Here is a 20,687-nt window from a genome sequence, read left to right as displayed (position 1 = left end):
ACCTGCCGCCGCAACGGCACACACGTGCAACCTTAGTGATGCCAAGGCCCGGTTCGCGGGCACTCCCGCAGGTTCAGTCGCGCGTCAACTTGCGGTGGGTTACCCGGTGCGGGCGTGCCGCATCGGCGCCCAGGCGCTGGACCTTGTTCTCTTCGTAGGCACCGAAGTTGCCCTCGAACCAGAACCATTTGGCCTCGTTGTCGTCATCGCCCTCCCACGCCAGGATGTGCGTGCAGGTGCGGTCCAGGAACCAGCGATCGTGGGAGATCACCACGGCACAACCGGGGAACTGCTCCAGCGCGTTCTCCAGCGAGGACAGCGTCTCGACGTCGAGGTCGTTGGTCGGCTCGTCGAGCAGGATCAGGTTGCCGCCCTCTTTGAGGGTCAGCGCCAGGTTCAACCGGTTGCGTTCACCACCGGACAGCACGCCCGCGGGCTTCTGCTGATCGGGGCCCTTGAAACCGAAGGCCGACACGTAGGCGCGGGACGGGATCTCGTTCTGACCGACCTCGATGTAGTCCAGCCCGTCCGAGACCACCTGCCAGACGTTCTTCTTCGGGTCGATGCCCGCGCGACTCTGGTCGACGTAGCTCAGCTTGACCGTCTCGCCGACCTTGACCTCACCGCTGTCGGCCTCCTCGAGGCCGACGATGGTCTTGAACAGCGTCGTCTTACCGACACCGTTGGGGCCGATCACACCGACGATGCCGTTACGCGGCAACGTGAAGGACAGGTCCTTGATGAGGATGCGGCCGTCGAAGCCCTTGTCGAGGTGGCTCACCTCGACCACCAGGTTGCCCAGCCGCGGCGGTGCCGGGATCTGGATCTCCTCGAAGTCGAGCTTGCGGGTCTTCTCGGCCTCGGCCACCATCTCGTCGTAGCGGTCCAGACGGGCCTTGCTCTTGGCCTGCCGGGCCTTGGCGCCGGAACGCACCCAGGCCAGTTCGTCCTTCAGCCGCTTCTGCAGCTTCTGGTCCTTCTTGCCCTGGACCTCCAGGCGCTCGGCCTTCTTCTCCAGGTAGGTGGAGTAGTTGCCCTCATAGGGGTATGCGCGGCCGCGGTCGAGCTCCAGGATCCACTCGGCGACGTTGTCCAGGAAGTAGCGATCGTGGGTGACCGCCAGGATCGCGCCCTTGTAGTCGGCGAGGTGATGCTCCAGCCACAGCACGCTCTCTGCGTCGAGGTGGTTGGTGGGCTCGTCGAGCAGCAGCAGGTCCGGCTTGGACAGCAGCAGCTTGCACAGCGCCACGCGACGCTTCTCACCACCGGACAGGTGGGTGACCGGCTCGTCGGGCGGCGGGCAGCGCAGCGCGTCCATCGCCTGCTCCAGCTGAGAATCGATATCCCAGGCGTCGGCGGCGTCGAGCTCCTCCTGCAGCTGGCCCATCTCTTCCATGAGGGCGTCGGTGTAGTCGGTGGCCATCAGCTCGGCGACCTCGTTGTACCGGTTGAGCTTGCCCTTGATGGCGACGCCGTCCTCCACGTTCTCGCGGACGGTCTTGGTCTCGTCGAGCTCGGGCTCCTGCATGAGGATGCCGACCGTCGCGCCCGGTTGGAGGAAGGCGTCGCCGTTGTTGGGTTGGTCGATGCCGGCCATGATCTTCAGGACGCTCGACTTACCGGCTCCGTTGGGACCGACGACGCCGATCTTGGCTCCCGGAAGGAAGTTCAGGAAAACGTCGTCAAGAATGACCTTGTCGCCGTGCGCCTTGCGCACCTTCCGCATCGTGTAGATGAATTCGGCCATGCCGTCGTCTTGCCTTTCGTCCGCCAAAGTCTCGCGGCACCATCCTAGGCACGACCGGGCCGCCCGGTTACGCCGAGATCGGGAGCTCCTCCGGCTCGCCGGTGTGTTCGGCGCCCTCACCACCGTCGGGTCCGGCTGCCGGCACCGGATCGGCGGCCGGCCGGACCCGGTCGAGCTTGGCCCGGCAGCGGCTCAGATCCGGCCCGACCGATATCGCGCGCACCTCGACGGTGGACCGATGGTTGCCCTCTTTGTCGTCGTATTCGCTGGTGTAGATCTGGCCCACGACGACCACCGGATCACCCTTGTAGAGCACCCCGGCCACCCCGTCGGCGACCTTTCCCCAGCAGTTGACGGTGAGGTAGAGCGCATTGCCGGGTTCCCATTCGCCCTCGGCGCTGCGCCGGCGCGAGTTGCTGGCCACCCGGAACTTTAGGAAGTCCTGTTCGCCGACGCGGCGCAAGATGGGATCGGTGACCACGTTTCCGACGACGGAAAACGGTGTTTCGAACATGGCAGGTGCCTTTCACTCATTTCTGGACGCCGGCGCTGTCGCCGGCTCGTGCACCCATTGACCCGCCGGTCACCGACATGCCGCCCGGCGGCACCTCCGCCGCACCGTCGCCTGTGGATGGATCCGGCATTGTGCACAATCCGCGAGGGAACCCCTACATCACACTGAGCATGTAGTTGGGCACCATTCAGCGCTCTTGACAGCACACTCACAGCTGGCGAGGCCATTTCGGCTATAAATTAGATAGGCTTCGTGATATAGATATCGATGTGAGTCAGCAACTCTCCGAGGAGCAGGCGCAGGAATGCATCGGTCAGCTACTCGATGATGCGACGGATCTGACCGCCCGATTCCTTTCCGACCGCGCCGACCTGAGCGCCTCGGCGGTGTTCGCCATCAATCGGGTGTCCCAGGAGGGTCCGATCCGGCTGACCGCGCTGGCGGCCAAGGAAGGCGTCAGCCAACCGTCGATGACCCAGCTGATGCAGCGGCTCGAGCGCGCCGGTCTGGTCGCCCGGGTTCCCGACCCCGACGATGGTCGCGCCTGCCTGCTCGGGATCACCGAGCAGGGGCAGGCACTGCTCGACGATCGCCGGCGGCTGCGCCGGGAGCGCCTTGCCGAGCTTCTCACGACGCTTTCCCCGGAAGAACAGAACGCATTGTGGCTCTCGGCGCGGGTGGCTGCGCCGATCCTGGCCAGGCTGACCGCCGACGCGGACACGGCCGGACCGGCCGACGACGCATCCGGCTGATCCGCCCCGGTCCACATCCACGGGCCGCGCGGCCTATTGAACTGTGAAAGAGGTTGGGGTGAAGTCATTTCCGGTAGGACGCTGGCTGAAAAAGCTGTGGATTCCGCTGGTGCTCATCATCGTGCTGGCGATCTCGGGGCTCGTGGTCTCGCGCCTGCACAAGATGTTCGCGTCCGAGGATCTGAACGCGAATGCGGGCGCCGGTATCGAGATCGTGCAGTTCAACCCCAAGGTCCTGGTCTACGACGTCTACGGCACCCCGGGCGACACCGCCGAGATCAGCTATTTCGACCCTGACGCCAACGTCCACTCGATCACCGCAGCGCTGCCGTGGTCGATCACCCTGTCGACGACGTTACCGACGGTGAGCGCCAGCCTGATGGCCCGCGCCGAGGGGCAGCAGGTCGGGTGCCGGGTCACCGTGAACGGAACCGTCCGTGAGGAGCAGACAGCTGACGGCATCAACGCCCAGACCTACTGCCTGGTGAAGTCCGCATGAGCGACGAGCAAGAACCCGGAGGCGCATCGCGCATGACCAGTGCAACTGCCAACGCCGAGCCGGCGGACAAGAAGAAGCATCCCGTTCTCCCGCACACCATCCGCATCCTGGCGGTGCCCATCGTGCTGGTCTGGGTGGCCTTCACCGTCCTGGTGAACGTGATCGCCCCGCAGCTCGAAGTGGTCGGCGAATTGCACTCGGCGCCAATGACACCAGATGACGCACCGTCGGTGATCGCCATGAAGCGGATGGGCGACAACTTCAAGGAGTTCAACTCCAACGCGACGGTGATGGTGATCATCGAGGGTGACAAACCGCTCGGGCCGGACGCCCACGACTACTACAACGACATCATCGACAAGCTGGAACAGGATCCCGCCCACATCCAGCACATCCAGGATTTCTGGGGCGACACCCTGACCGCGGCCGGCGCCCAGAGCGCGGACGGCAAGGCGTCTTACGTGATGCTGAACCTGGCCGGTGAGCAGGGCCAGACACTGGCCAACGAGGGTGTCGAAGCCGTCCGCAAGGCCATCGCGGAAACGCAGGCCCCACCGGGTGTCAGGGCCTACGTGGCCGGGCCCGCGGCCCTGACCAACGACATGCACGTCATCGGCAATGCCAGCCTGGGTCAGATCACCCTGTACACGCTGGTCGCGATCGCCGCCATGCTGCTGGTCGTTTACCGCTCGGTCAAAACCACACTCGTGCAGCTTTTTCTGACCTTCATCGGGCTGCTGACCGCGCGCGGTGTCATCTCGGTGTTGGCCATGCAGGACGTGTTCGGGTTGACCACGTTCGCCGGGAACATCCTGACCATGCTGGCCATCGCGGCGGCCACCGACTACGGCATCTTCATCTTCGGTCGCTATCGCGAAGCGCGCGGCATGGGCGAGGATCGCGAATCTGCTTACTACACAACGTTCAAGTCCGTCGCCCCGGTGATCGTCGGCTCCGGTCTGACCATCGCCGGAGCGACCTACTGCCTGAGTTTCTCGCGGTTGCCGTACTTCAGCACCATGGGCGCCCCGGTCGCCATCGGCATGGTCGTGGTGGTGGCCTCGGCCGTCACGCTGGGTCCCGCCGTGTTGTTCCTCGGCAGCCGGGTCGGCTGGTATGAGTCCAAACGTCCTCCGCAAAGCCGGTTCTGGCGCCGCGTGGGCACGTCGGTGGTGCGCTGGCCGGCTCCGGTGCTGGTCGCCAGCCTGTTCGTGGTCCTCATCGGGATCGTCGCGATCCCCGGGTACAAGGCGGCCTACAACGACCGCTTCTTCCTGCCCGACGATGCTCCGGTGAACGTCGGATTCGCCGCGGCCGACCGGCATTTCTCGCAGGCCCGGATGAACCCGGACATCCTGATGGTCGAATCCGAACACGACATGCGTAACCCCGCCGACATGCTGGTGCTCAACGCGGTGGCGCGAAACGTCATGCACACCGAGGGCATCGCCATGGTGCAGAACATCACCCGGCCGCTGGGAATCCCCATCCAGCACAGCTCGATTCCCTTCCAGACCAGCGTGCAGGGCCAGACGAGCAACATGAACCTGCCGTTCCAGCGCCAGCAACTGGCCGATCAGCTCAAGACGATCGAATCGACGAACCAGTCGATCGACATCCTGGAGCAGCAGTATCAGCTGTCGCTGCAGCAGACCAAGCTCACCCAGGACTCGGCGGCCAAGTCCCAGGATCTGCTCAAGGTCACCGAACAACTGCGGGACAACATCGCGAACTTCGACGATCAGTTCCGGCCGCTGCGCAATTACTTCTATTGGGAACCACACTGTTTCGACATCCCGATGTGTGCGGCCACCAGGTCGGTCTTTGATGCTCTCGATTCGATCGACGAAGTGACCAGCATGACCGGTGACGTGCAGGTCAACACCGACCAGTTGGCCGGTATCGCGCCCAAGCTGACCGCGCTGCTGCCCCAGTCGATCGCAGCGATGAAAACCAGCCGAGACCTGTCGCTGGCGTCGTACAACTCGCAGAAGGCGCTGCTGGATCAGATGGAGGCCAGTAACAACACCGCGCTGGCGATGGGACAGAGCTTCGACGAGGCAAAGAACGACGACCTGTTCTTCCTCCCGCCGGAGGCGTTCCAGAACCCCGATTTCGAACGCGGCCTCAAGATGTTCCTGTCACCGGACGGCAAGTCGGCGCGCATGTTCATCACCCACGAGACCGACCCGGCGACACCGGAGGGCATCGCCCGCGTCGATTCCGAACGCAAGGCCGCCCAGGACGCGCTGAAGATGTCGTCGTTGTCCGACGCCAAGATCTATCTCGGTGGGGTCGCCGCGACCTACAAGGACATGGCCGACGGCGCCCGCTACGACCTGATGATCGCGGTGGTGTCGGCGTTGACGCTGATCTTCATGATCATGCTCATCCTGACCCGCAGCGCCGTGGCAGCACTGGTCATCGTCGCCACCGCGGGCAGCTCGATCGCCGCCTCTTTCGGCATCTCGGTGTTGATCTGGCAGAACCTGCTCGGCATCCACGTGCACTGGCTGGTGATGCTGATGTCGGTCATCATCCTGTTGGCCGTGGGCGCCGACTACAACCTGCTGCTGGTGTCACGGTTCCGGGAGGAGATCCACGCCGGGCTCAAGACCGGCATCATCCGGTCGATGGCGGGCACCGGTGGCGTCGTGACCTCGGCGGGGCTGGTGTTCGCGGCCACCATGGCGGCCATGCTGGGCAGCCAGTTGGTGGTGCTGGCCCAGATGGGCTCCACCATCGCCATCGGCCTGCTCGTCGACACACTGATCGTCCGGTCACTGCTCATGCCGTCCATCGCCACCCTGATGGGCCGCTGGTTCTGGTGGCCGCAGGTGGTCTATCCGCGCGGCGACTACCAGTTCCTGCCGCCGCAGCCCAGGCGGGCGCTGCCCGTCCAGGGGTAGCGCACCGGGATTCCGGTCAACAATGGGGTCTCGCAACCCGCCGCGTCGGTGCTGAGAGAAGATCAACGCGTGGGATGTAACAGCTTCGACGAGATCGGCAGCGCGCCATGACCGTGCCGCAGCAGCTGACCGACCGCTACGAGCTGGGCGAAATCCTGGGTTTCGGCGGCATGTCGGAGGTGCACAAGGCACGCGACGTCCGGCTGCACCGCGATGTCGCGATCAAGATCCTGCGCGCCGACCTGGCCCGTGACCCGAACTTCTATCAGCGGTTCCGCCGGGAGGCCAAGCACACCGCATCGCTGAACCACCCGTCGATCGTGGCGGTGTACGACACCGGCGAGGCGCAGACCCCGAACGGCAACCTGCCGTTCCTGGTGATGGAGTACGTCGACGGCCACACCGTCGGAAAGCTGATCCAGCGCCACGGAGCGCTGCCCCCGAGGCGCGCGATCTCCATCATCGCCGATGTGTGCACGGCGCTGGAGTTCAGCCACAGCCGCGGCATCGTGCACCGCGACATCAAGCCGGCCAACATCATGATCACCCCTACCGGCGCGGTGAAGGTGATGGATTTCGGGATCGCCCGCGCGATGAACGCCACCACCGGGGACCGGCTCACCGCGACCTCGGCGGTGGTCGGCACCGCGCAGTACTTCTCCCCCGAGCAGGCTCGTGGCCAGCAGGTCGACGCCCGCACCGATGTCTACTCGCTGGGCTGCGTGCTGTACGAGATGCTGACCGGGCAGGCGCTTTTCACCGGCGACACCCCGCTGTCGGTGGCGTATCAGCATGTTCGGGAGCGGCCGGTCCCGCCGTCACAGCGCCATGGCGGCATCTCGCCGGACCTCGACGCGGTGGTGCTCAAGGCGCTGGCCAAGAAACCCGAGAACCGCTACCAGAGCGCGGCGGAGATGCACGCCGATCTGCGACGGGTCGGCAGCGGCAACGCCCCTGAGGCGCCGGCGCAGCAGGCCGATGACACCGACGACATTCCCGCGACCCGGGGCCCGAGCACCCTGCAGTTCCCCGTGCAGGAGCAGCGCCGGGGTTCGCGGCGCTGGGTGATCGCCGGTGCGCTGGTGGCCGTCACCCTGCTGGTGATCGCCGGCGTCTACATCGTGGGCGCCATGAACCGGGTCCGCGTGCCCGATGTGCAGGGACTGACCCAGCAGGAGGCGGTGAGCCAACTCCAGGACAGTGGTCTGAGCCCGGTGGTGGACACCGAGCCCGACGGGTCCGTCCAGGCGGGGCTTGTGATCGGCACCGACCCGGGGGCCGGTGAATCCGTCTCGTCCGGCGGCGATATCACCGTCAACGTGTCGACCGGGCCCGAACAGCGCCGTATCCCGGATGTCTCCCGGCTGTCCTACGACGAGGCGGTGAAAACCCTCGCGGACGCCGGCTTCGAGAATGTGCGCCGGATGCCGCAGGCCTCCACGAGCGAGGAACTCGACCGGGTCATCGGGACCGATCCGGCGGCGCAGCAGGATTCGGCCACGAGCAATGAGATCGTCATCTTCGTCGGTTCGGGACCGTCGGCCCGGACGGTGCCCGATGTGGTCGGGCAGACGGCGGAGCAGGCCAAGCTCAATCTCGACACCGCCGGTTTCACCACCATCCTGCAGGCCGACGTCGACGGCACGCTGCCGCCCGGGCAGGTGGCCGCCACCGACCCGCCGGCCGGGGCGTCGGTGGCCTCGGATGCCCCGATCACCCTGAAGGTGTCCCGCGCCAACCAGTTCTTGATGCCCGACCTGCGGGGGTTGCTCTACGGCGACGCGCTGGCCCAACTCAATGCGCTCGGTTTCACTGGCCAGTTTCTGAAGGGGCCCGATATGGACGCCGGCAGCGACCGGCGTGCGCGGGTGGTACAGCAGGTCCCGGCACCCGGCGCCGGGGTGAACCGGGACGGCACCGTCACGGTGAACTACGGCAGTTGATCAGCGGTCGTCGAGCTTGGACAGCTTCGCCAGCATGTTGTTGTAGGCGGCCAGTTCGGCGTCCTCGTCGCGGTCGGCGGCCCGGTCCAGCCGGACGGCGGTGCGGTTGTCGCTGCGCCGCCACTGGATGAGCAGCGCAAGCATCACCAGCACCAGGGGCACCTCACCCGTCGACCAGGCGATCCCACCACCGAGACGCTGATCGGCAAGCAGATCGGTGTGCCACGGCAGCCCGAGGGACCGGTAGAAATCGCCGGCGAGCACGCTCTGGGTGCCCATCAGCACCACACCGAAGAAGGCGTGCAGCGGCAACGAGCCGAACACCATCGCGAGCTTGGCCAGATGCGGGATGGGCCGCGGCGTCGGGTCCACACCGATGACCACCCAGTAGAAGAGATATCCGCTGAGCAGGAAGTGCGCATTCATCGCCAGGTGCGCACCGTGGCTGTCTGCCGCCGCATCGAAGATTCCGCCGAAGTACAGCCCGTAGAAGCCGGCCACGAAGATCGCGGTCGCCACCAACGGATTGGTGAAGAACTTCGACACCCGGCTGTGCAGCGCGGCCAGCAGCCATTCCCGCATACCCGGCGGGCGGTCCTTGCCGGCGGCGGGCAGGGCGCGCAGCGCCAAGGTCACCGGCGCGCCCAGCACCAGCAGCACCGGCACGAGCATCGACAACACCATGTGCGCCGTCATGTGCATGCTGAACATCGCGGGCATGTAGCGCCCGACCCCCGACGACGTCGCGAACAGCAACGCCGCGCAGCCACACAGCCAGGCCACGATCCGGCCGACCGGCCAGGCATCGCCGCGGCGCCGTAGCCGCACCACGCCGGCGATGTAGACCGCGGCCAGCAGGATGGCGGCGGTGCCGAAGATGAGGTCGAATCGCCAGTCGAACAGCACCCGGGCCAGCGTGGGCGGGCCGGCCAGGTCGTAGCCGATCTCCACCTCGGTGATCGACGGCAGCGTGGCCAGCGGCGGCGGCGGGGTCCGCCCGAGGGCGACGGCGAGACCGAAGGTCACCCCGAACACCATCGATTCGACGAGCGCCAGCTGGATGAGCGGGCGGCGGGCGGCGGGATCATCGGCCAGCGCGCTGACGCTGCGGCGGCGCTGCAACAGCCCGAGGGCACCGAGCACCAGCAGCGCGGTGGCCTTGCCGAGCAGCAGCCAGCCGTAGGTGGTGCTGAACAGTTCGCCGGGACGCACCCGCACCAGCGCATTGATGATGCCCGACAGCGCCATCGCGGCGAAGCACCACAGTGCGATCGCCGAGAAGCGCCGCGCCGCCACGTCGAGATGCTCGCCGCCGCGCACCGCGAGCGCCCACAGCGCCATCAGGCCGCCGGCCCACACCACCCCGGCGATCAGGTGGATGAGCAGGCTGTTGGTCGCCACATCGTGGGCGCCGCCCGAGGACGAATGCCCGCTGAGCGCCAATGGCAGCAGCGTGATCAGCGATCCGGCCAGCAGCACCGGCGTCCAGGTCCAGCGCAGCACCGGGATGCTCACCAGCGTCACGATCCCGGCCAGCAGAGCCGTCCAGCGCCAGGTGCCCGCCGTCTCCACCAGGCTGGCAACCGTCCAGATGTCGATGGGGCTGAGCCTGCTGGTCAACGGTGCGCCGGTGATATCGGAGACGGTCAGCGGCACCAGCAGCACCGCGCACACGGTCCACACCCCGGCAGCGACGGTGCCGGTGCGCAACGCCCGGTAGCCGCCGACGTCGAGCACCCCGCTGCGCTGTGGTGGCACAAGGAACGCGGCCATCAGGAACGAGCCGACGGCGATGGCCGCCGAGATCTCGCCCACCGCGCGGACGAAGGGCAGCCCGTAGGTGGTCGCCGGGCCCGGATCGGGCAGCCCCGTCGCGGCCAGCGCATCCACGATGGACAGCCCGCCGATGCCTGCGGCCACCGCGCCGGCCAGCAGCGCGACGCCCCAGAGAATCGGCCACACGGCGCTGTTGCGCACGCTCGGCGCGACGATCGTCATGTCGTCAAGGGTAGGTGGGGCCCTCAGCGACCCGCGGACCGGCGTGAGGCCCGCTCGCGTGCGTTGAACTGATCACGGGAGGCGACCTCCACGGTGTCCATGTCGGCCAGGATGTCGCGCATCTCGTGCAGGAACGCCGTCCTCCGCTCGGAGAGATCCTCGGCACGCCGCAGCAGACCCTGGTCGGCCACCACCTGACGTGCGGTGGCGAACAGCAGCGCCGACACCGACTCAGCACTGCGCACCCTGCCCTGAGCCACGTGCTGGCGCCCGACGCCCATGGCGAGCTTGGTCAGGTCCGCCTCCGCGATCTCGGCGGCGGCGTCGCGCAGGACGTCGGCGACGATCTCATAGGCCTCGAAGAACGGCCGCAGCATCGCCGCCCCGAGCAGCGGCTGCTTGGTCCGCAGGACGGCGGTGATCCCTTCGGGGCCCGAGGCGATCTTCTCCTCCCAGTCCGGCACCCAGCCCATCTCGGTGGTGATGTTCGCCCGGAACGTCGCCGAGTCCGCGAAGTAGAACTCGAACTTGAGCAGATCACGCAGCCGGATCACCTGCGCCCAGAACACCTCGAGCCAGTCGGACTCGGCGCGCGCGGCATGGGCGAGCGCCAGCTCGATGAGTGAAGTCTCCAGAAACGCGTAGATGATCGAGTTCCGGTAGAACGCGGCCTCGTGCTCATCGTCGGGGGCGATCCGCCAGACCGGTTCGCGGCCACCGTCCACCCGGGTCACCGGGTGACCACCCGACAACGCGTCCACGGCCGCCCGCACCCCCTCCGGGGTGCGCAGCCGCAACACGCTGTTGGTCATCGGGATCTCTTTGCGCTCAAGGTAATCCAGCGCATCCCGGAACGTGTGGTGCAGCTGCCCCACGGTGAGCGCCACCCCGCGGGCGGTCAGCAGCAGCGCCGAGACCAATCCCGTCGCATTGACCGGGGTGACCCGCACGATGCGCCAGGCCACTTCGAAGGCCATCTTCTGCATGGCCAACCGTTTGGTGTCCTCGTCCTGGGCAATCGGCCCGTTGGGTTCGCCGAGATACTGGCGCATGGACACCGCTTCGGGGAAACGGACGTAGATCTTTCCGTAGTTGCGCTCGCCCTGCGCCTTGATGAAGTTGTAGAGCCAGCTCACGCTCTCCGGGGTTTTCTCCCCTCCTCGGGCGTACTCGGCGTACTCGGCGGTCTCATGCAACTGGTCGAAGCTGATCGACACCGGCTGCAACAGGATGTCCTCGCTGCGCCCGTCGAGATAGGCGTCGGCGACATAGGACAGCAGTCCGAGCTTGGGCGGCAGCATCTTTCCGGTGCGTGACCGGGTGCCCTCGATGGACCAGTTCAGGTTGAAGCGCTTCTCCACGATGTACCCGACGTACTGACGCAGCACGTACTTGTACAGCGGGTCGTCGAGCTTGCGGCGCAGGAAGATCACGCCGGAATGCCGGAAGATCGGGCCCATGAAGCCGAAGGACAGGTTGATCCCGGCGAAGGTGTGCACCGGCGGAAGCCTGTTCTCCTGCATGGCGACCGGGACGATGACGCCGTCGAGGTAGGACCGGTGCGAGAACAGCAGCACCGCCGGGTGGGTCTCGAGACTGTGCCGCATCGACTCGACCTCGGTGCTGTCGTAGTCGATCTTGGGATCGAAGCCGCGACTGAAGATGGCACGGCCCAGTGTCGGGATGAGGTCGACGGAAAAGCGGCTCCACCCGGTGGACAGCTCGTCGAGCATCTCGCCGGCCTTTTCGACCGTGGCGCCCGGGATCTTTTCCAGCCCCTCCCGGAACCGCGCCGAGGCCAGCATCTCGGGTTTGACCAGACGCGGCGACTTGTACTCCGGGCCCAGCAGCCGCAGTTCCACCCGCTCGATCGCCAGGATCGCGCGACGGATCACGAAACGGGCGAACTCCCTGGGGTTTTCGGCGACCGTGGTGTCGTTCCACTGCTGGCGCAGCTCGGAGACCTTGGCCGGTTCACCGGCCACCACCCGGGCGCGCGCGGGATCCTTGCGCAGGATGCGCCGCTGCAACAGCTCCGGTGGCCGGTAGGTGTCGCGACCCGAGATCAGCGAGACCACCTTGGACCGGGTGGGCAGACCGCCGGGCACCCAGAAGACCCGCACCGGCACCACCGAACGATCCGGGTCGGCCGAGAGCAGTTCCACCAGCCGGGCCATCACGGTGGCGGGCGGATCGTCGGAACTGGCCGGCAGCAACAACACCTCCAGCCGGGCCTCGGGATGTTCACGGCGCTGCTGGCGCAGCCAGTCGTCGAGCAGTTCCTGTTCGGCCGGCGAGGCCACCGCGGCCAGCACCAAGGTGTCACCGGTCGGGCTGAAGCTGGCGAAGTCCTCGGAAACCTGCTTCACGCCTGCTCTCCCCGGATGCGTTGGTAGACGGCGGCGTCGGGCAGCGTGTCCCGCGGCCAGTCCAGCAGGGTGTCCAGGTAGAGCTGTCGCACCTCGGCGATGCGCTCGGTCAGATTGTCGTGGGTCCAGCCGTCGATCGGGATCGGCGGGAACACCGCGACATCGACCTTGCCCGCGTTGAAGGTGCTGGAGTCGCGGGCGGCGATGACCTCGGCGTTGCGGATCACGATGGGCACGATGGGGATACCCGCCGCCATCGCGATGCGGAACGGGCCCTTCTTGAACGGGCCGACCTCGGTGGTGTCCAGCCGGGTCCCCTCCGGCGCGATCATGATGGAAAGACCTTTGCGGGCAAGCTCTTCCACCTTGCGCAGGCCTTCGACAGCGGACTGGGTGTCGTCACGGTCGATGAACGCCGCGTCCATCACCTTGCCCAGCGGACCCATCAGCGGGTTCTTCTCCAGCTCTTTCTTTCCCACGCTGGTGAAGTCCACGTTGACCAGCCGGCCGGCGATCATCGGGTCGGCCTGGTTGCGGTGGTTGAAGAGAAACACCGCCGGGCGTTGCGCGGTCAGATTCTCCTCGCCCAGCACGTTGAGCTCGATGCCGGTGGTGAGCATCAGCAGCCTGCTCCAGTTGGAGGTGAAGAAGTTGACGCCGACGCGCTTGTTGCGGGTGAGCAGCCCCAGCCCGATGGCGCCGGCCGCGACCGTCGGGATGGTCGCCAGACTGGCCAGGGTGCGCAGCTGGGACACCGGACTGCTGCCGCTGCGGCTGCTGAACTTCAGGATCGGCCAGCCGCGCTTCTGCGCGACCGATGCCAGCTTCCCGGCCGGGTTGGTGGGCCGCGGGTTGCCGACCAGATACATCAACGCGACATCCTCGTCGCCGTCGGCGTAGAAGTAGCTCTTGGTCAGGTCGACGCCGTTGGCGGCCGAGAACTTCTGGACGGCATGGGCTTTGCCCGGGCCCCAGATGATCGGTTCCTCGACCTCGCCGGTGATCAGGCCGTGCTCGTCGACCTTGAACTTGTTGCTCAGCACGTTGTCGATGCCCAGGAAGCGGGCGACCGGTTCCACCTGCACCGTCAGCGCCGAGGAGCTCAGTACGACGGTGTGGCCACGGGCCATGTGCGCGCGCACCATGGCCCGCATCTCCGGGTAGATCCGGTCGCGGACATGCTGGATGAACAGCCGCTCACCGAGTTCGTCGAGGTCGCTGATCGAGTTCCCGTGCAGCATGCGCGCACCCTTGCCGATCAGATCCTCGAACTCCGAGCGGCCCAGCTGATGGTTGATACCGGCCTGCACCATGCCGATGAACTCACCGACGCTCATCTGGCCGCGCCGCAACTGATCCCGTGTCATCAGCACGCCGGTGAAACCGGCGACCAGGGTGCCGTCCAGGTCGAAGAAGGCGCCCACCTGGGGCCCCTCGGGGCTCGCTTCGATCTCGGCCACCGTGCCTGGCAGCCGCATGATCTTCGAGCCGCCCGATTGTCCGTCCGCCGAACTCATTGCGCAGCACTTCCATTCGATGAGCGGGTTTCGGGGGCCGCAAAGGAGGCCGGTACGGTGCGGCCGTCCCCGCCGAGTGCCAGAATCTCGTCGAAGCCCCGCAGCAGGCACCGGGCCCACAGTGCGTCATCGATGAACGCGGCCCGGTCGTAGCGCGTCGTGACGGTGACGTAACCGCCGCGCGATACCAGCACGGTCATCATCGCGACTCCCGGCAGCGGTCCGAGACCGTAGTGCCGCAGCACTTTTGCCCCGGCGATGAACGTGTCGCCGGGGTAGACCGGCACATTGCTGGCCTGCACATCGGAGTTGACCACCGAACTGGCCGCCGATTCGAGCACGGCGTCGGGCAGGAAACTGGCGATCGGCGCGATCGTTCCGACCATGTCGATGGCGCGTTCCTCTCGCTTGCTGGTCATCTGCGAGCGGATCGCCTTGATCCGGCGCTCCGGATCGGCGATGCCGATCGGTGCGGCGAGATTGATACCGGCGAACCGGTTTCCGCCGGCCGGGTCGTCATCGGAGCGCAGGTTCACCGGCACCGCCATCGGCAAGGTGTCGATCGGCATGCCGAGGGCCTCGTGGTAGAACCGCAGCGCACCGCACAACCCGGCCAGGTAGACGTCGTTGATGGATCCGCCCGCGGCCTTGGCGGCCTTGTGCAGGTCAGAGAACACGATGTCGATGGCCTCGCTACGCGTGGTCAGGCTGCGCCGGCGCAGTAGCGGTGAATGGTCGGCGACCGGCCGGGACACCCGGGTGGTCGACAGCGCGTAGTCCACAACGCCGCTGACCGCGGCGGCGGGATCGCGCACCACGTTGGTGACCGCGTGCACAGCGCCGCCGAGCAGGCCGAGCATGCTGTTGGTGATCTTCATGGGCAGCCGGTTGATGCCCATTCTCATCAGGTCATTGGCCGACAGATCCTGCGGAATCGGCAGCGGCGCAAGCTCACCGATCTCGACATCGCGTTCCAGGTTGTAGAGGTGGGCGAACATCTCGACCGTGCCGACCCCGTCCGCGACGGCGTGGCTCAGGTGCAGGATGGTGGCGGCCCGGCCGTCGGCCAGACCTTCGACCAGGGTGGCACTCCACAGCGGCCGAGTGATGTCCATCGGGGACTGCAGCGCGATCTCGGCGAGATCGAGCACCTCACGCAGCGTGCCCGGTTCGGGGACCCGGGCCCGGCGCACATGGAAATCGAGGTTGAAGTCCGGGTCGACCACCCAGCGCGGTGAGGCCGTCGGCAGCGTCGGCATGACGACCTTCTGGCGCAACCGCAGCACCTTGCGCGACGCCTGCTCGAACACTGCGCGAAACCGCTCCCAATCGGGGGTGGTGTCAAGCAGTTCGACGCCCATGATGCCCGACCGGGTACGGGGATTGGCCTCGCCACGATGCAGCAATGTGTCGACGCCGTTCAGTTTCTGGGGCAGCCCCGCCGCATCCAACGGCACCTTGCTCATCGCGCGAACTCTCCTCCTGCACGGCGCTCCACCAGCGGCCACCCTGCAGCGTCCACGCTAGTCGGCGACGCCGCGGTGCGACGCGGCTTTCGTGGCTGTCATACGGCGGCCGCGTCGGAATTCACGGCGGCTTCACGCCGAGGTGCGGAAGTTGTCTGCAGGATTCGGGAGTCTGTCCGGCAGGTCGCGGAATGATGCGGCCGGCAGGATTCGTTTCTGCTGACCGTTCTTGGTCGGCGTGATCCGAAGATTGACGGAAGCGCCGTGGTCAGTCGGCCGGATGTAATAACACTCATCGGTCTCCGGGCAGTAGATGCAGATTGCGTCGACGGATGACTTGTCGATGGGTGTCGAATGAACGCCGTGGCGGTCTGACCATGTGGACCGGAGGTTCAGGTGGATAGCGCCTCCACGCGCCGACCGATATTTCACCTGGACCCGGTGAAAAGCGCCGTCCGCATACGCAACGAGGTCGAACGGCGCGTGCTCGGTAGTCGGGAAAAGCACATAGAACCCCTTGGTCACCAGGTCGGCGTGCGCTTTGGCGACACCGAGGTCGCCCTTGTCTTTGGTGTGATGTCGAACCACTGATCGCCCATCTCGTCGAATGCGGTGCGAGCAGCCCACGTAGTGCACATCCGTTTCTGCAAGGACGTCGCCGCGGTGTAAATTACGGTGGTCCGACTTGCCCCCGTGGCGCAACGGATAGCGCATCCGGTTTCTACCCGGTCGGTTGCAGGTTCGAATCCTGTCGGGGGTACTACATCTCGATCAATTGCCGTGTGCTTCTCGTTCTTGATCGCACCGTAGCGCGTCGGTCCGACAAACCCCGATGGCCTCGCTGGGCGCGCAATCCTTCAGGAAACAGCTGATCAGCCGCGCCGGCCGGCGCGTTCGGCGAAAGCATCGAGCGCGGCAAGCACTTCGGGGGAACGCCACACCCGGTTCCGAGGTCCGTTCGTTGCCTCGACGAGGATTCCCACATCGGTGAGCGGGTTGAGGTAGCGGTGCGCGTTGGTGGACTCGATGCCCAGCTCTTGCGCCAGCAACGCGGCGTTCACGACCGGGCGGCGGGTCAACAGGTCTGCGACCTTCCACACCGCGGAGTCGGCGCGTGCGGTGATCACACTGTTCCAGGATTCCCGGATGTCACGCAGTTCGTCGACCAACTGGCGTCCGTTGGCGATGGCCAGGACCGTGGCCTGCGAGAACCGCACGACAATGGGGGCGGCATCGCCCTCGCGGTAGCTCGTCAACGCGGCGAAATACCCATCGGTGTCGGCCAGCAGCCCGGCTGAGACCGGCACCGTGACCTGACGCGACAGACCTTTGTTGCGCAGCATCGCTTGCACCAAGGCGCGGCCCGTGCGGCCGTTGCCGTCGGTGAAGGGGTGAATGGTCTCGAACTGTGCGTGGCTCACTGCGATCTGCGGCAGCGCGGGAAGGTCAGCACGCTGTGCGAAAATGACCAGATCGTCAATCGCCCCGGGGACCAACTCATGGCGCGGGCCGACAAATGTCGCGCCGATGGGAGTCGACCCGCCGCCGATCCACACCGGCTCGGTGCGGAATTCGCCCGGCGTATGACGCGGATCGTTGATCATCAACGCACGGTGCATCGCCCGGACAGCCTCGGCGTCGACGGTGTCGGACAGTGCGACCGCCGCCCGCATCGCCGCGGTGTTGGCGACGACCATGGCCGCGTTGCGCTTGGCCTTGCCGCCGGGCAGCTCGGCCTCGCCGATTGCGCGCGCCGATGCGGTCAGGTTCTCGATCTGTGAGCTCGCGGCGGATTCCGACCGCAGTAGGACGGCCGCAAACGGTGCGATCTCGCCGCCGAGTTCGGCGTCAAACCGTGCGATCTCGCGGCTGGCCGACTCAGCCGCGACGAGCACCGACGGCGGCAAGTCGAGTGCTAGGTCAGCAATGGCGGCGGGCACGCACGGGTGATAGGTGCCATAGCGCGGCCGCGCAGCGCGCGAATACGTCACCCCCTGCGGTTCCCAACAAACGTCCTCGCGGAAGATCGGCCGAAGTGAAGTCATCGATATATTTTAACTTCACTTATGGAGCTAAGTGAAGTTAATAGGCAGAGTGGACTTCAGTTGTGGCAAGCCCCTGGCCCGTGAGATTGCTGTTTCTGCGCGAGCCACTCGTACTTTCACGCGATAACCGCAATCTCGCGGACGGGCGACAGCGCCCAGCTACCACTCGCTGGGCGCGTAATCCTTCAGGAAGCAGCCGTGCAGATCCTCGCCGGCCTCGCCGCGCACGATCGGGTCATAGACGCGCGCGGCGCCGTCGACCAGATCCAGCGGCGCGTGGAAGCCTTCCTCGGCCAGCCGCAGCTTGGTGGGGTGCGGCCGCTCATCGGTGATCCAGCCGGTGTCCACGGCGGTCATCAGGATGCCGTCCTGTTCCAGCATCTCGGCGGAGCTGGTGCGGGTGAGCATGTTCAGCGCGGCCTTGGCCATGTTGGTGTGCGGATGCCCGGGCCCCTTGTAGCGGCGGCCGAACTGCCCCTCCATCGCCGAGACGTTCACGACGTACTTGCGGCGTGCGGGCGATGCGGCCATCGCCGGTCGCAGCCGGCTCACCAGGATGAACGGGGCGGTCTGGTTGCAGAGCTGCACTTCCAGCAGCTCCATCGCGTCGACCTCGTGCACGCGCTGGGTCCAGCTGTTGATGGGGGCCGTGTCGGGCAGCAGTCCGCCCGCGTCGATGGCCGTGCCTGCCGCGATCCGCTCCGGCGAAGCACTGCGGGCCGTCAACGCCAGCTCGGTGATCGCGTGCGGAGTCTGATGCTCGGCCAGGCTGCCCGCCAGTGCCGCCGGGTGCGCGTCGCTGACCCGGTCGAAGGTGACCACGTCGACCTGAGCCAGCTCGGGCGGCGGCGTGCGTTCGGCCTCGACGAGCGCCGAGTAGGAGCCGGGTGCCCGGCGCACCGTCTGCGCGGCGTTGTTGATCAGGATGTCCAGCGGTCCGTGCGCGGCCACCGTGTCGGCCAGCGCCACCACCTGAGCGGGATCGCGCAGGTCGATGCCGATGATCCGCAGCCGGTGCAGCCAGTCGGCGCTGTCGGGCATGGCGGCGAAGCGGCGCACCGCGTCGTTCGGGAAGCGGGTGGTGATCGTGGTGTGTGCACCGTCGCGCAGCAGGCGCAACGCGATGTACATGCCGATCTTGGCGCGCCCGCCGGTGAGCAGCGCGGTGCGGCCGGTCAGGTCGGTGCGGGCGTCACGTTTGGCATGGCTGAACGCCGCGCATTCCGGACAAAGCTGGTGGTAGAAGGCGTCGACGACGGTGTGCTGCTTCTTGCAGATGTAGCACGCCCGCGACCGCAGCAGGGTTCCCGCGGACGCGCCGGTCACCGAGGAGACCAGCGGCAGGCCGGCCGTCTCGTCGTCGATACGTCCGGGCGCCCCGGTGGCGGTCGCGGCGATGACAGCCTTGTCGGCCTCGGCCACCGCGTCGCGCTTGGCGTGCCTGCGGGCCTTGCGCACCGACTTGAAGATGCCCGCGGTGGCGCGTCGGACGGCGACCGCGTCCGGGTGCTCGGGCGGCAACGATTCGACGTCGGCCAGCACCTGCAGGCAGGCGCGCAGCTTGTCCGGATCGATCGCGGTCACCGCGCAAGGGTACGGCGACCTGGCCTCGAGTTCCTATTCGGCGAGCCTCAGAGGGCGGCCCAGAAGCGCGTGAGCACCTCCGCGCCGCGAGCCGGGTCCTCGATCATCCACCAGTGCCCCAGTCCGTCGAGTACCTCGGTGCGGGCTCCGGCCCGGTCGGCCGCCCGGCGCCTGATCTCGGCGGAACCGACGAAGTGGTCCTCGGTGGCCAGGATCGCCAGGCCGGGACGTGCGGCGGCATTTCCCAGCGCAACGCCCGCCTCGGCGAGCACCGGTTGGGCCGCCGAGCGGTACAGCCGCAGCATCGCGGCACCCATGTCGGCATTCTGTGCCGCGACCAGGGCCGGTGCGACCTCGGGTCCGACGCCCATCGCGGCCACCGCCGCGATCCGCTCCTCGGAGATGCCGGAGATCATGGCCGCGACGTATTCCTCGCCGGCATCCGGCGTCTGCCAGATCTGGGCCAGGTCGTGCCAGACATATTCGGGGTCGAAGACACCGACGATGTCGCTGACCCAGCTCCGGACCAGTTCAGGGCGGTGCATGACGACGTTGACGACGTGCCCGCCACCCCAATCGTGGCCGACCAGGTCGACGGGACCATCGATCTGTTGCAGTTCGTCTTCGAGCCAGTCCCGGTAGGCAAGGTAAGTGGGGTCGAACCCGGCGGGCAGCGGGGCGCCGAACCCGGGCGGGGACAGCGTGACGATGTCGTCCCGGTTTAGGGCTTGGATCAACGGCCCCCAGATGGCACTCGTCTCCGGGTTCCCATGCACGAATACGACAGTCATGGGGCCATGGTGCACGACACGCGTGCGGGTGTCTCAGTGCTCGGCGAGCGGTACGTCCTCGAGCGCCTCATCCAGGGTCGAGCGCAGCGTGAGGAACGCCGACAGTCCGACCAGTTCCAGGGGACGCCGGGTGACGGGTCCGTCCGCGACGACGATCAGTTTCGCGTCCTCGGGGAGTTTCTCGTGGGTCTCCACCAGCAGCGACATACCGCAGGAGGCAAACATGGAGGTCTCGGTGAGGTCGATGATGACCACCGACGGCCGCTTGCCCAGAACCGTCGTGATGAGCTGGCCCATGTGCGGCGCGGTCAGCATGTCGACCACGCCGGAACAGCTGATCACTACGGTCGTGGCATGCCACGTCTCGGTGCACACCAACGACGATGGACCGGATACGAATTGGTGTGTCATCGAATACCTCGCCAAAGCGTTGATTCGGCGCGCAATGTCTCGCGGGCTGTTGCTCAACCGGGCAAGTTAGAACGCTTACTGATCTTGAGCCTACGGCAACACCGAAGTCGATGTGACCAGACACGGGGCGGCCTGGCACTCT

General features: G+C 66.8%; 15 protein-coding genes and 1 tRNA gene. 5 read left to right on the top strand and 11 right to left on the bottom strand.

Annotated elements, in window-relative coordinates; genetic code table 11:
- Window positions 1–73 precede the first annotated feature (73 nt).
- Both ettA and ssb read right to left on the bottom strand, forming a co-directional pair.
- A complete protein-coding gene (gene ettA / locus ASE48_RS23260) occupies window positions 74–1,747 on the bottom strand; it encodes an energy-dependent translational throttle protein EttA (protein ID WP_057169528.1) in 1,674 nt (557 codons plus the stop codon).
- Window positions 1,748–1,814: 67 nt separating this feature from the next.
- A complete protein-coding gene (gene ssb, locus ASE48_RS23255; protein ID WP_057169527.1) occupies window positions 1,815–2,261 on the bottom strand; it encodes a single-stranded DNA-binding protein in 447 nt (148 codons plus the stop codon).
- A 269-nt stretch (window positions 2,262–2,530) separates the two neighbouring features.
- Between ssb and ASE48_RS23250 the strand changes: the two genes are divergently transcribed.
- The 4 genes from ASE48_RS23250 to pknB all read left to right on the top strand — a co-directional run bounded on the left by ASE48_RS23250 (window position 2,531) and on the right by pknB (window position 8,364).
- Window positions 2,531–3,013, top strand: coding sequence for a MarR family winged helix-turn-helix transcriptional regulator (locus ASE48_RS23250; protein WP_235571439.1), 483 nt, complete (start codon window positions 2,531–2,533; stop codon window positions 3,011–3,013).
- Between the two features lie 58 nt (window positions 3,014–3,071).
- Complete coding sequence (locus tag ASE48_RS23245) at window positions 3,072–3,512, top strand: MmpS family transport accessory protein (protein ID WP_057169526.1); 441 nt, start codon at window positions 3,072–3,074, stop codon at window positions 3,510–3,512.
- A 32-nt stretch (window positions 3,513–3,544) separates the two neighbouring features.
- Entirely contained in the window at window positions 3,545–6,421 is a 2,877-nt protein-coding gene (locus ASE48_RS23240; protein ID WP_057169988.1) for an MMPL/RND family transporter, read from the top strand.
- Between the two features lie 107 nt (window positions 6,422–6,528).
- Window positions 6,529–8,364 carry a Stk1 family PASTA domain-containing Ser/Thr kinase gene (gene pknB, locus ASE48_RS23235; RefSeq protein ID WP_057169525.1) on the top strand — a complete coding sequence of 612 codons (1,836 nt, stop codon included), beginning with the start codon at window positions 6,529–6,531 and terminating at the stop codon, window positions 8,362–8,364.
- Here pknB and ASE48_RS23230 read toward each other — a convergent pair whose 3' ends face one another.
- The 5 genes from ASE48_RS23230 to ASE48_RS23210 all read right to left on the bottom strand — a co-directional run bounded on the left by ASE48_RS23230 (window position 8,365) and on the right by ASE48_RS23210 (window position 16,428).
- Window positions 8,365–10,362, bottom strand: coding sequence for a cytochrome c oxidase assembly protein (locus ASE48_RS23230; RefSeq protein WP_057169524.1), 1,998 nt, complete (start codon window positions 10,360–10,362; stop codon window positions 8,365–8,367).
- Between the two features lie 23 nt (window positions 10,363–10,385).
- Window positions 10,386–12,731: a glycerol-3-phosphate 1-O-acyltransferase gene (locus ASE48_RS23225; RefSeq protein ID WP_057169523.1), complete on the bottom strand. Its 2,346-nt coding sequence runs from the start codon at window positions 12,729–12,731 to the stop codon at window positions 10,386–10,388.
- The gene (locus tag ASE48_RS23220) at window positions 12,728–14,248 is read right to left on the bottom strand and encodes an HAD-IB family hydrolase (RefSeq protein WP_057169522.1); all 1,521 of its coding nucleotides are present in this window, start codon (window positions 14,246–14,248) and stop codon (window positions 12,728–12,730) included. The genes ASE48_RS23225 and ASE48_RS23220 overlap by 4 nt, the downstream gene beginning before the upstream one ends.
- On the bottom strand, window positions 14,245–15,714 hold the full coding sequence (locus ASE48_RS23215) for a wax ester/triacylglycerol synthase family O-acyltransferase (RefSeq protein WP_057169521.1): 1,470 nt from the start codon (window positions 15,712–15,714) through the stop codon (window positions 14,245–14,247). Before ASE48_RS23215 ends, ASE48_RS23220 begins: the two co-directional genes overlap by 4 nt.
- Before the next feature lie 132 nt (window positions 15,715–15,846).
- Window positions 15,847–16,428 carry a group I intron-associated PD-(D/E)XK endonuclease gene (locus ASE48_RS23210; protein ID WP_235571438.1) on the bottom strand — a complete coding sequence of 194 codons (582 nt, stop codon included), beginning with the start codon at window positions 16,426–16,428 and terminating at the stop codon, window positions 15,847–15,849.
- Here ASE48_RS23210 and ASE48_RS23205 point away from each other — a divergent pair.
- Window positions 16,402–16,474, top strand: a tRNA-Arg gene (locus tag ASE48_RS23205). The genes ASE48_RS23210 and ASE48_RS23205 overlap by 27 nt on opposite strands.
- A gap of 112 nt (window positions 16,475–16,586) precedes the next feature.
- On the opposite strand, the gene ASE48_RS23200 is transcribed toward ASE48_RS23205, so the two are convergent.
- From ASE48_RS23200 to ASE48_RS23185, 4 genes are all read right to left on the bottom strand, one after another.
- Complete coding sequence (locus ASE48_RS23200) at window positions 16,587–17,759, bottom strand: Fic family protein (protein ID WP_057169519.1); 1,173 nt, start codon at window positions 17,757–17,759, stop codon at window positions 16,587–16,589.
- A 159-nt stretch (window positions 17,760–17,918) separates the two neighbouring features.
- Window positions 17,919–19,343 (bottom strand): SDR family oxidoreductase, encoded by a 1,425-nt coding sequence (locus ASE48_RS23195; RefSeq protein ID WP_057169518.1) that lies wholly within the window; start codon window positions 19,341–19,343, stop codon window positions 17,919–17,921.
- A 47-nt stretch (window positions 19,344–19,390) separates the two neighbouring features.
- Entirely contained in the window at window positions 19,391–20,134 is a 744-nt protein-coding gene (locus ASE48_RS23190) for an alpha/beta fold hydrolase (RefSeq protein ID WP_057169517.1), read from the bottom strand.
- 33 nt (window positions 20,135–20,167) lie between these two features.
- Window positions 20,168–20,545 (bottom strand): STAS domain-containing protein, encoded by a 378-nt coding sequence (locus ASE48_RS23185; protein WP_082614378.1) that lies wholly within the window; start codon window positions 20,543–20,545, stop codon window positions 20,168–20,170.
- Window positions 20,546–20,687: the final 142 nt, after the last annotated feature.

The sequence above is a fragment of the Mycobacterium sp. Root265 genome, assembly GCF_001428895.1.
Lineage (GTDB): Bacteria > Actinomycetota > Actinomycetes > Mycobacteriales > Mycobacteriaceae > Mycobacterium.
The sequence above is the reverse complement of the archived record's forward strand: the minus strand, read 5'-3'. Positions and strand labels throughout refer to the sequence as shown.

Excerpts from the sequence above, each read along its gene's own strand:
- ettA (WP_057169528.1), bottom strand. The coding sequence starts at position 1,747 with ATGGCCGAATTCATCTACACGATGCGGAAGGTGCGCAAGGCGCACGGC.
- pknB (WP_057169525.1), top strand. The coding sequence starts at position 6,529 with ATGACCGTGCCGCAGCAGCTGACCGACCGCTACGAGCTGGGCGAAATC.
- ASE48_RS23200 (WP_057169519.1), bottom strand. The coding sequence starts at position 17,759 with ATGACTTCACTTCGGCCGATCTTCCGCGAGGACGTTTGTTGGGAACCG.
- ASE48_RS23190 (WP_057169517.1), bottom strand. The coding sequence starts at position 20,134 with ATGACTGTCGTATTCGTGCATGGGAACCCGGAGACGAGTGCCATCTGG.
- ASE48_RS23240 (WP_057169988.1), top strand. The coding sequence starts at position 3,545 with ATGACCAGTGCAACTGCCAACGCCGAGCCGGCGGACAAGAAGAAGCAT.
- ASE48_RS23210 (WP_235571438.1), bottom strand. The coding sequence starts at position 16,428 with ATGCGCTATCCGTTGCGCCACGGGGGCAAGTCGGACCACCGTAATTTA.
- ASE48_RS23230 (WP_057169524.1), bottom strand. The coding sequence starts at position 10,362 with ATGACGATCGTCGCGCCGAGCGTGCGCAACAGCGCCGTGTGGCCGATT.
- ASE48_RS23215 (WP_057169521.1), bottom strand. The coding sequence starts at position 15,714 with ATGAGCAAGGTGCCGTTGGATGCGGCGGGGCTGCCCCAGAAACTGAAC.
- ssb (WP_057169527.1), bottom strand. The coding sequence starts at position 2,261 with ATGTTCGAAACACCGTTTTCCGTCGTCGGAAACGTGGTCACCGATCCC.
- ASE48_RS23185 (WP_082614378.1), bottom strand. The coding sequence starts at position 20,545 with ATGACACACCAATTCGTATCCGGTCCATCGTCGTTGGTGTGCACCGAG.
- ASE48_RS23220 (WP_057169522.1), bottom strand. The coding sequence starts at position 14,248 with ATGAGTTCGGCGGACGGACAATCGGGCGGCTCGAAGATCATGCGGCTG.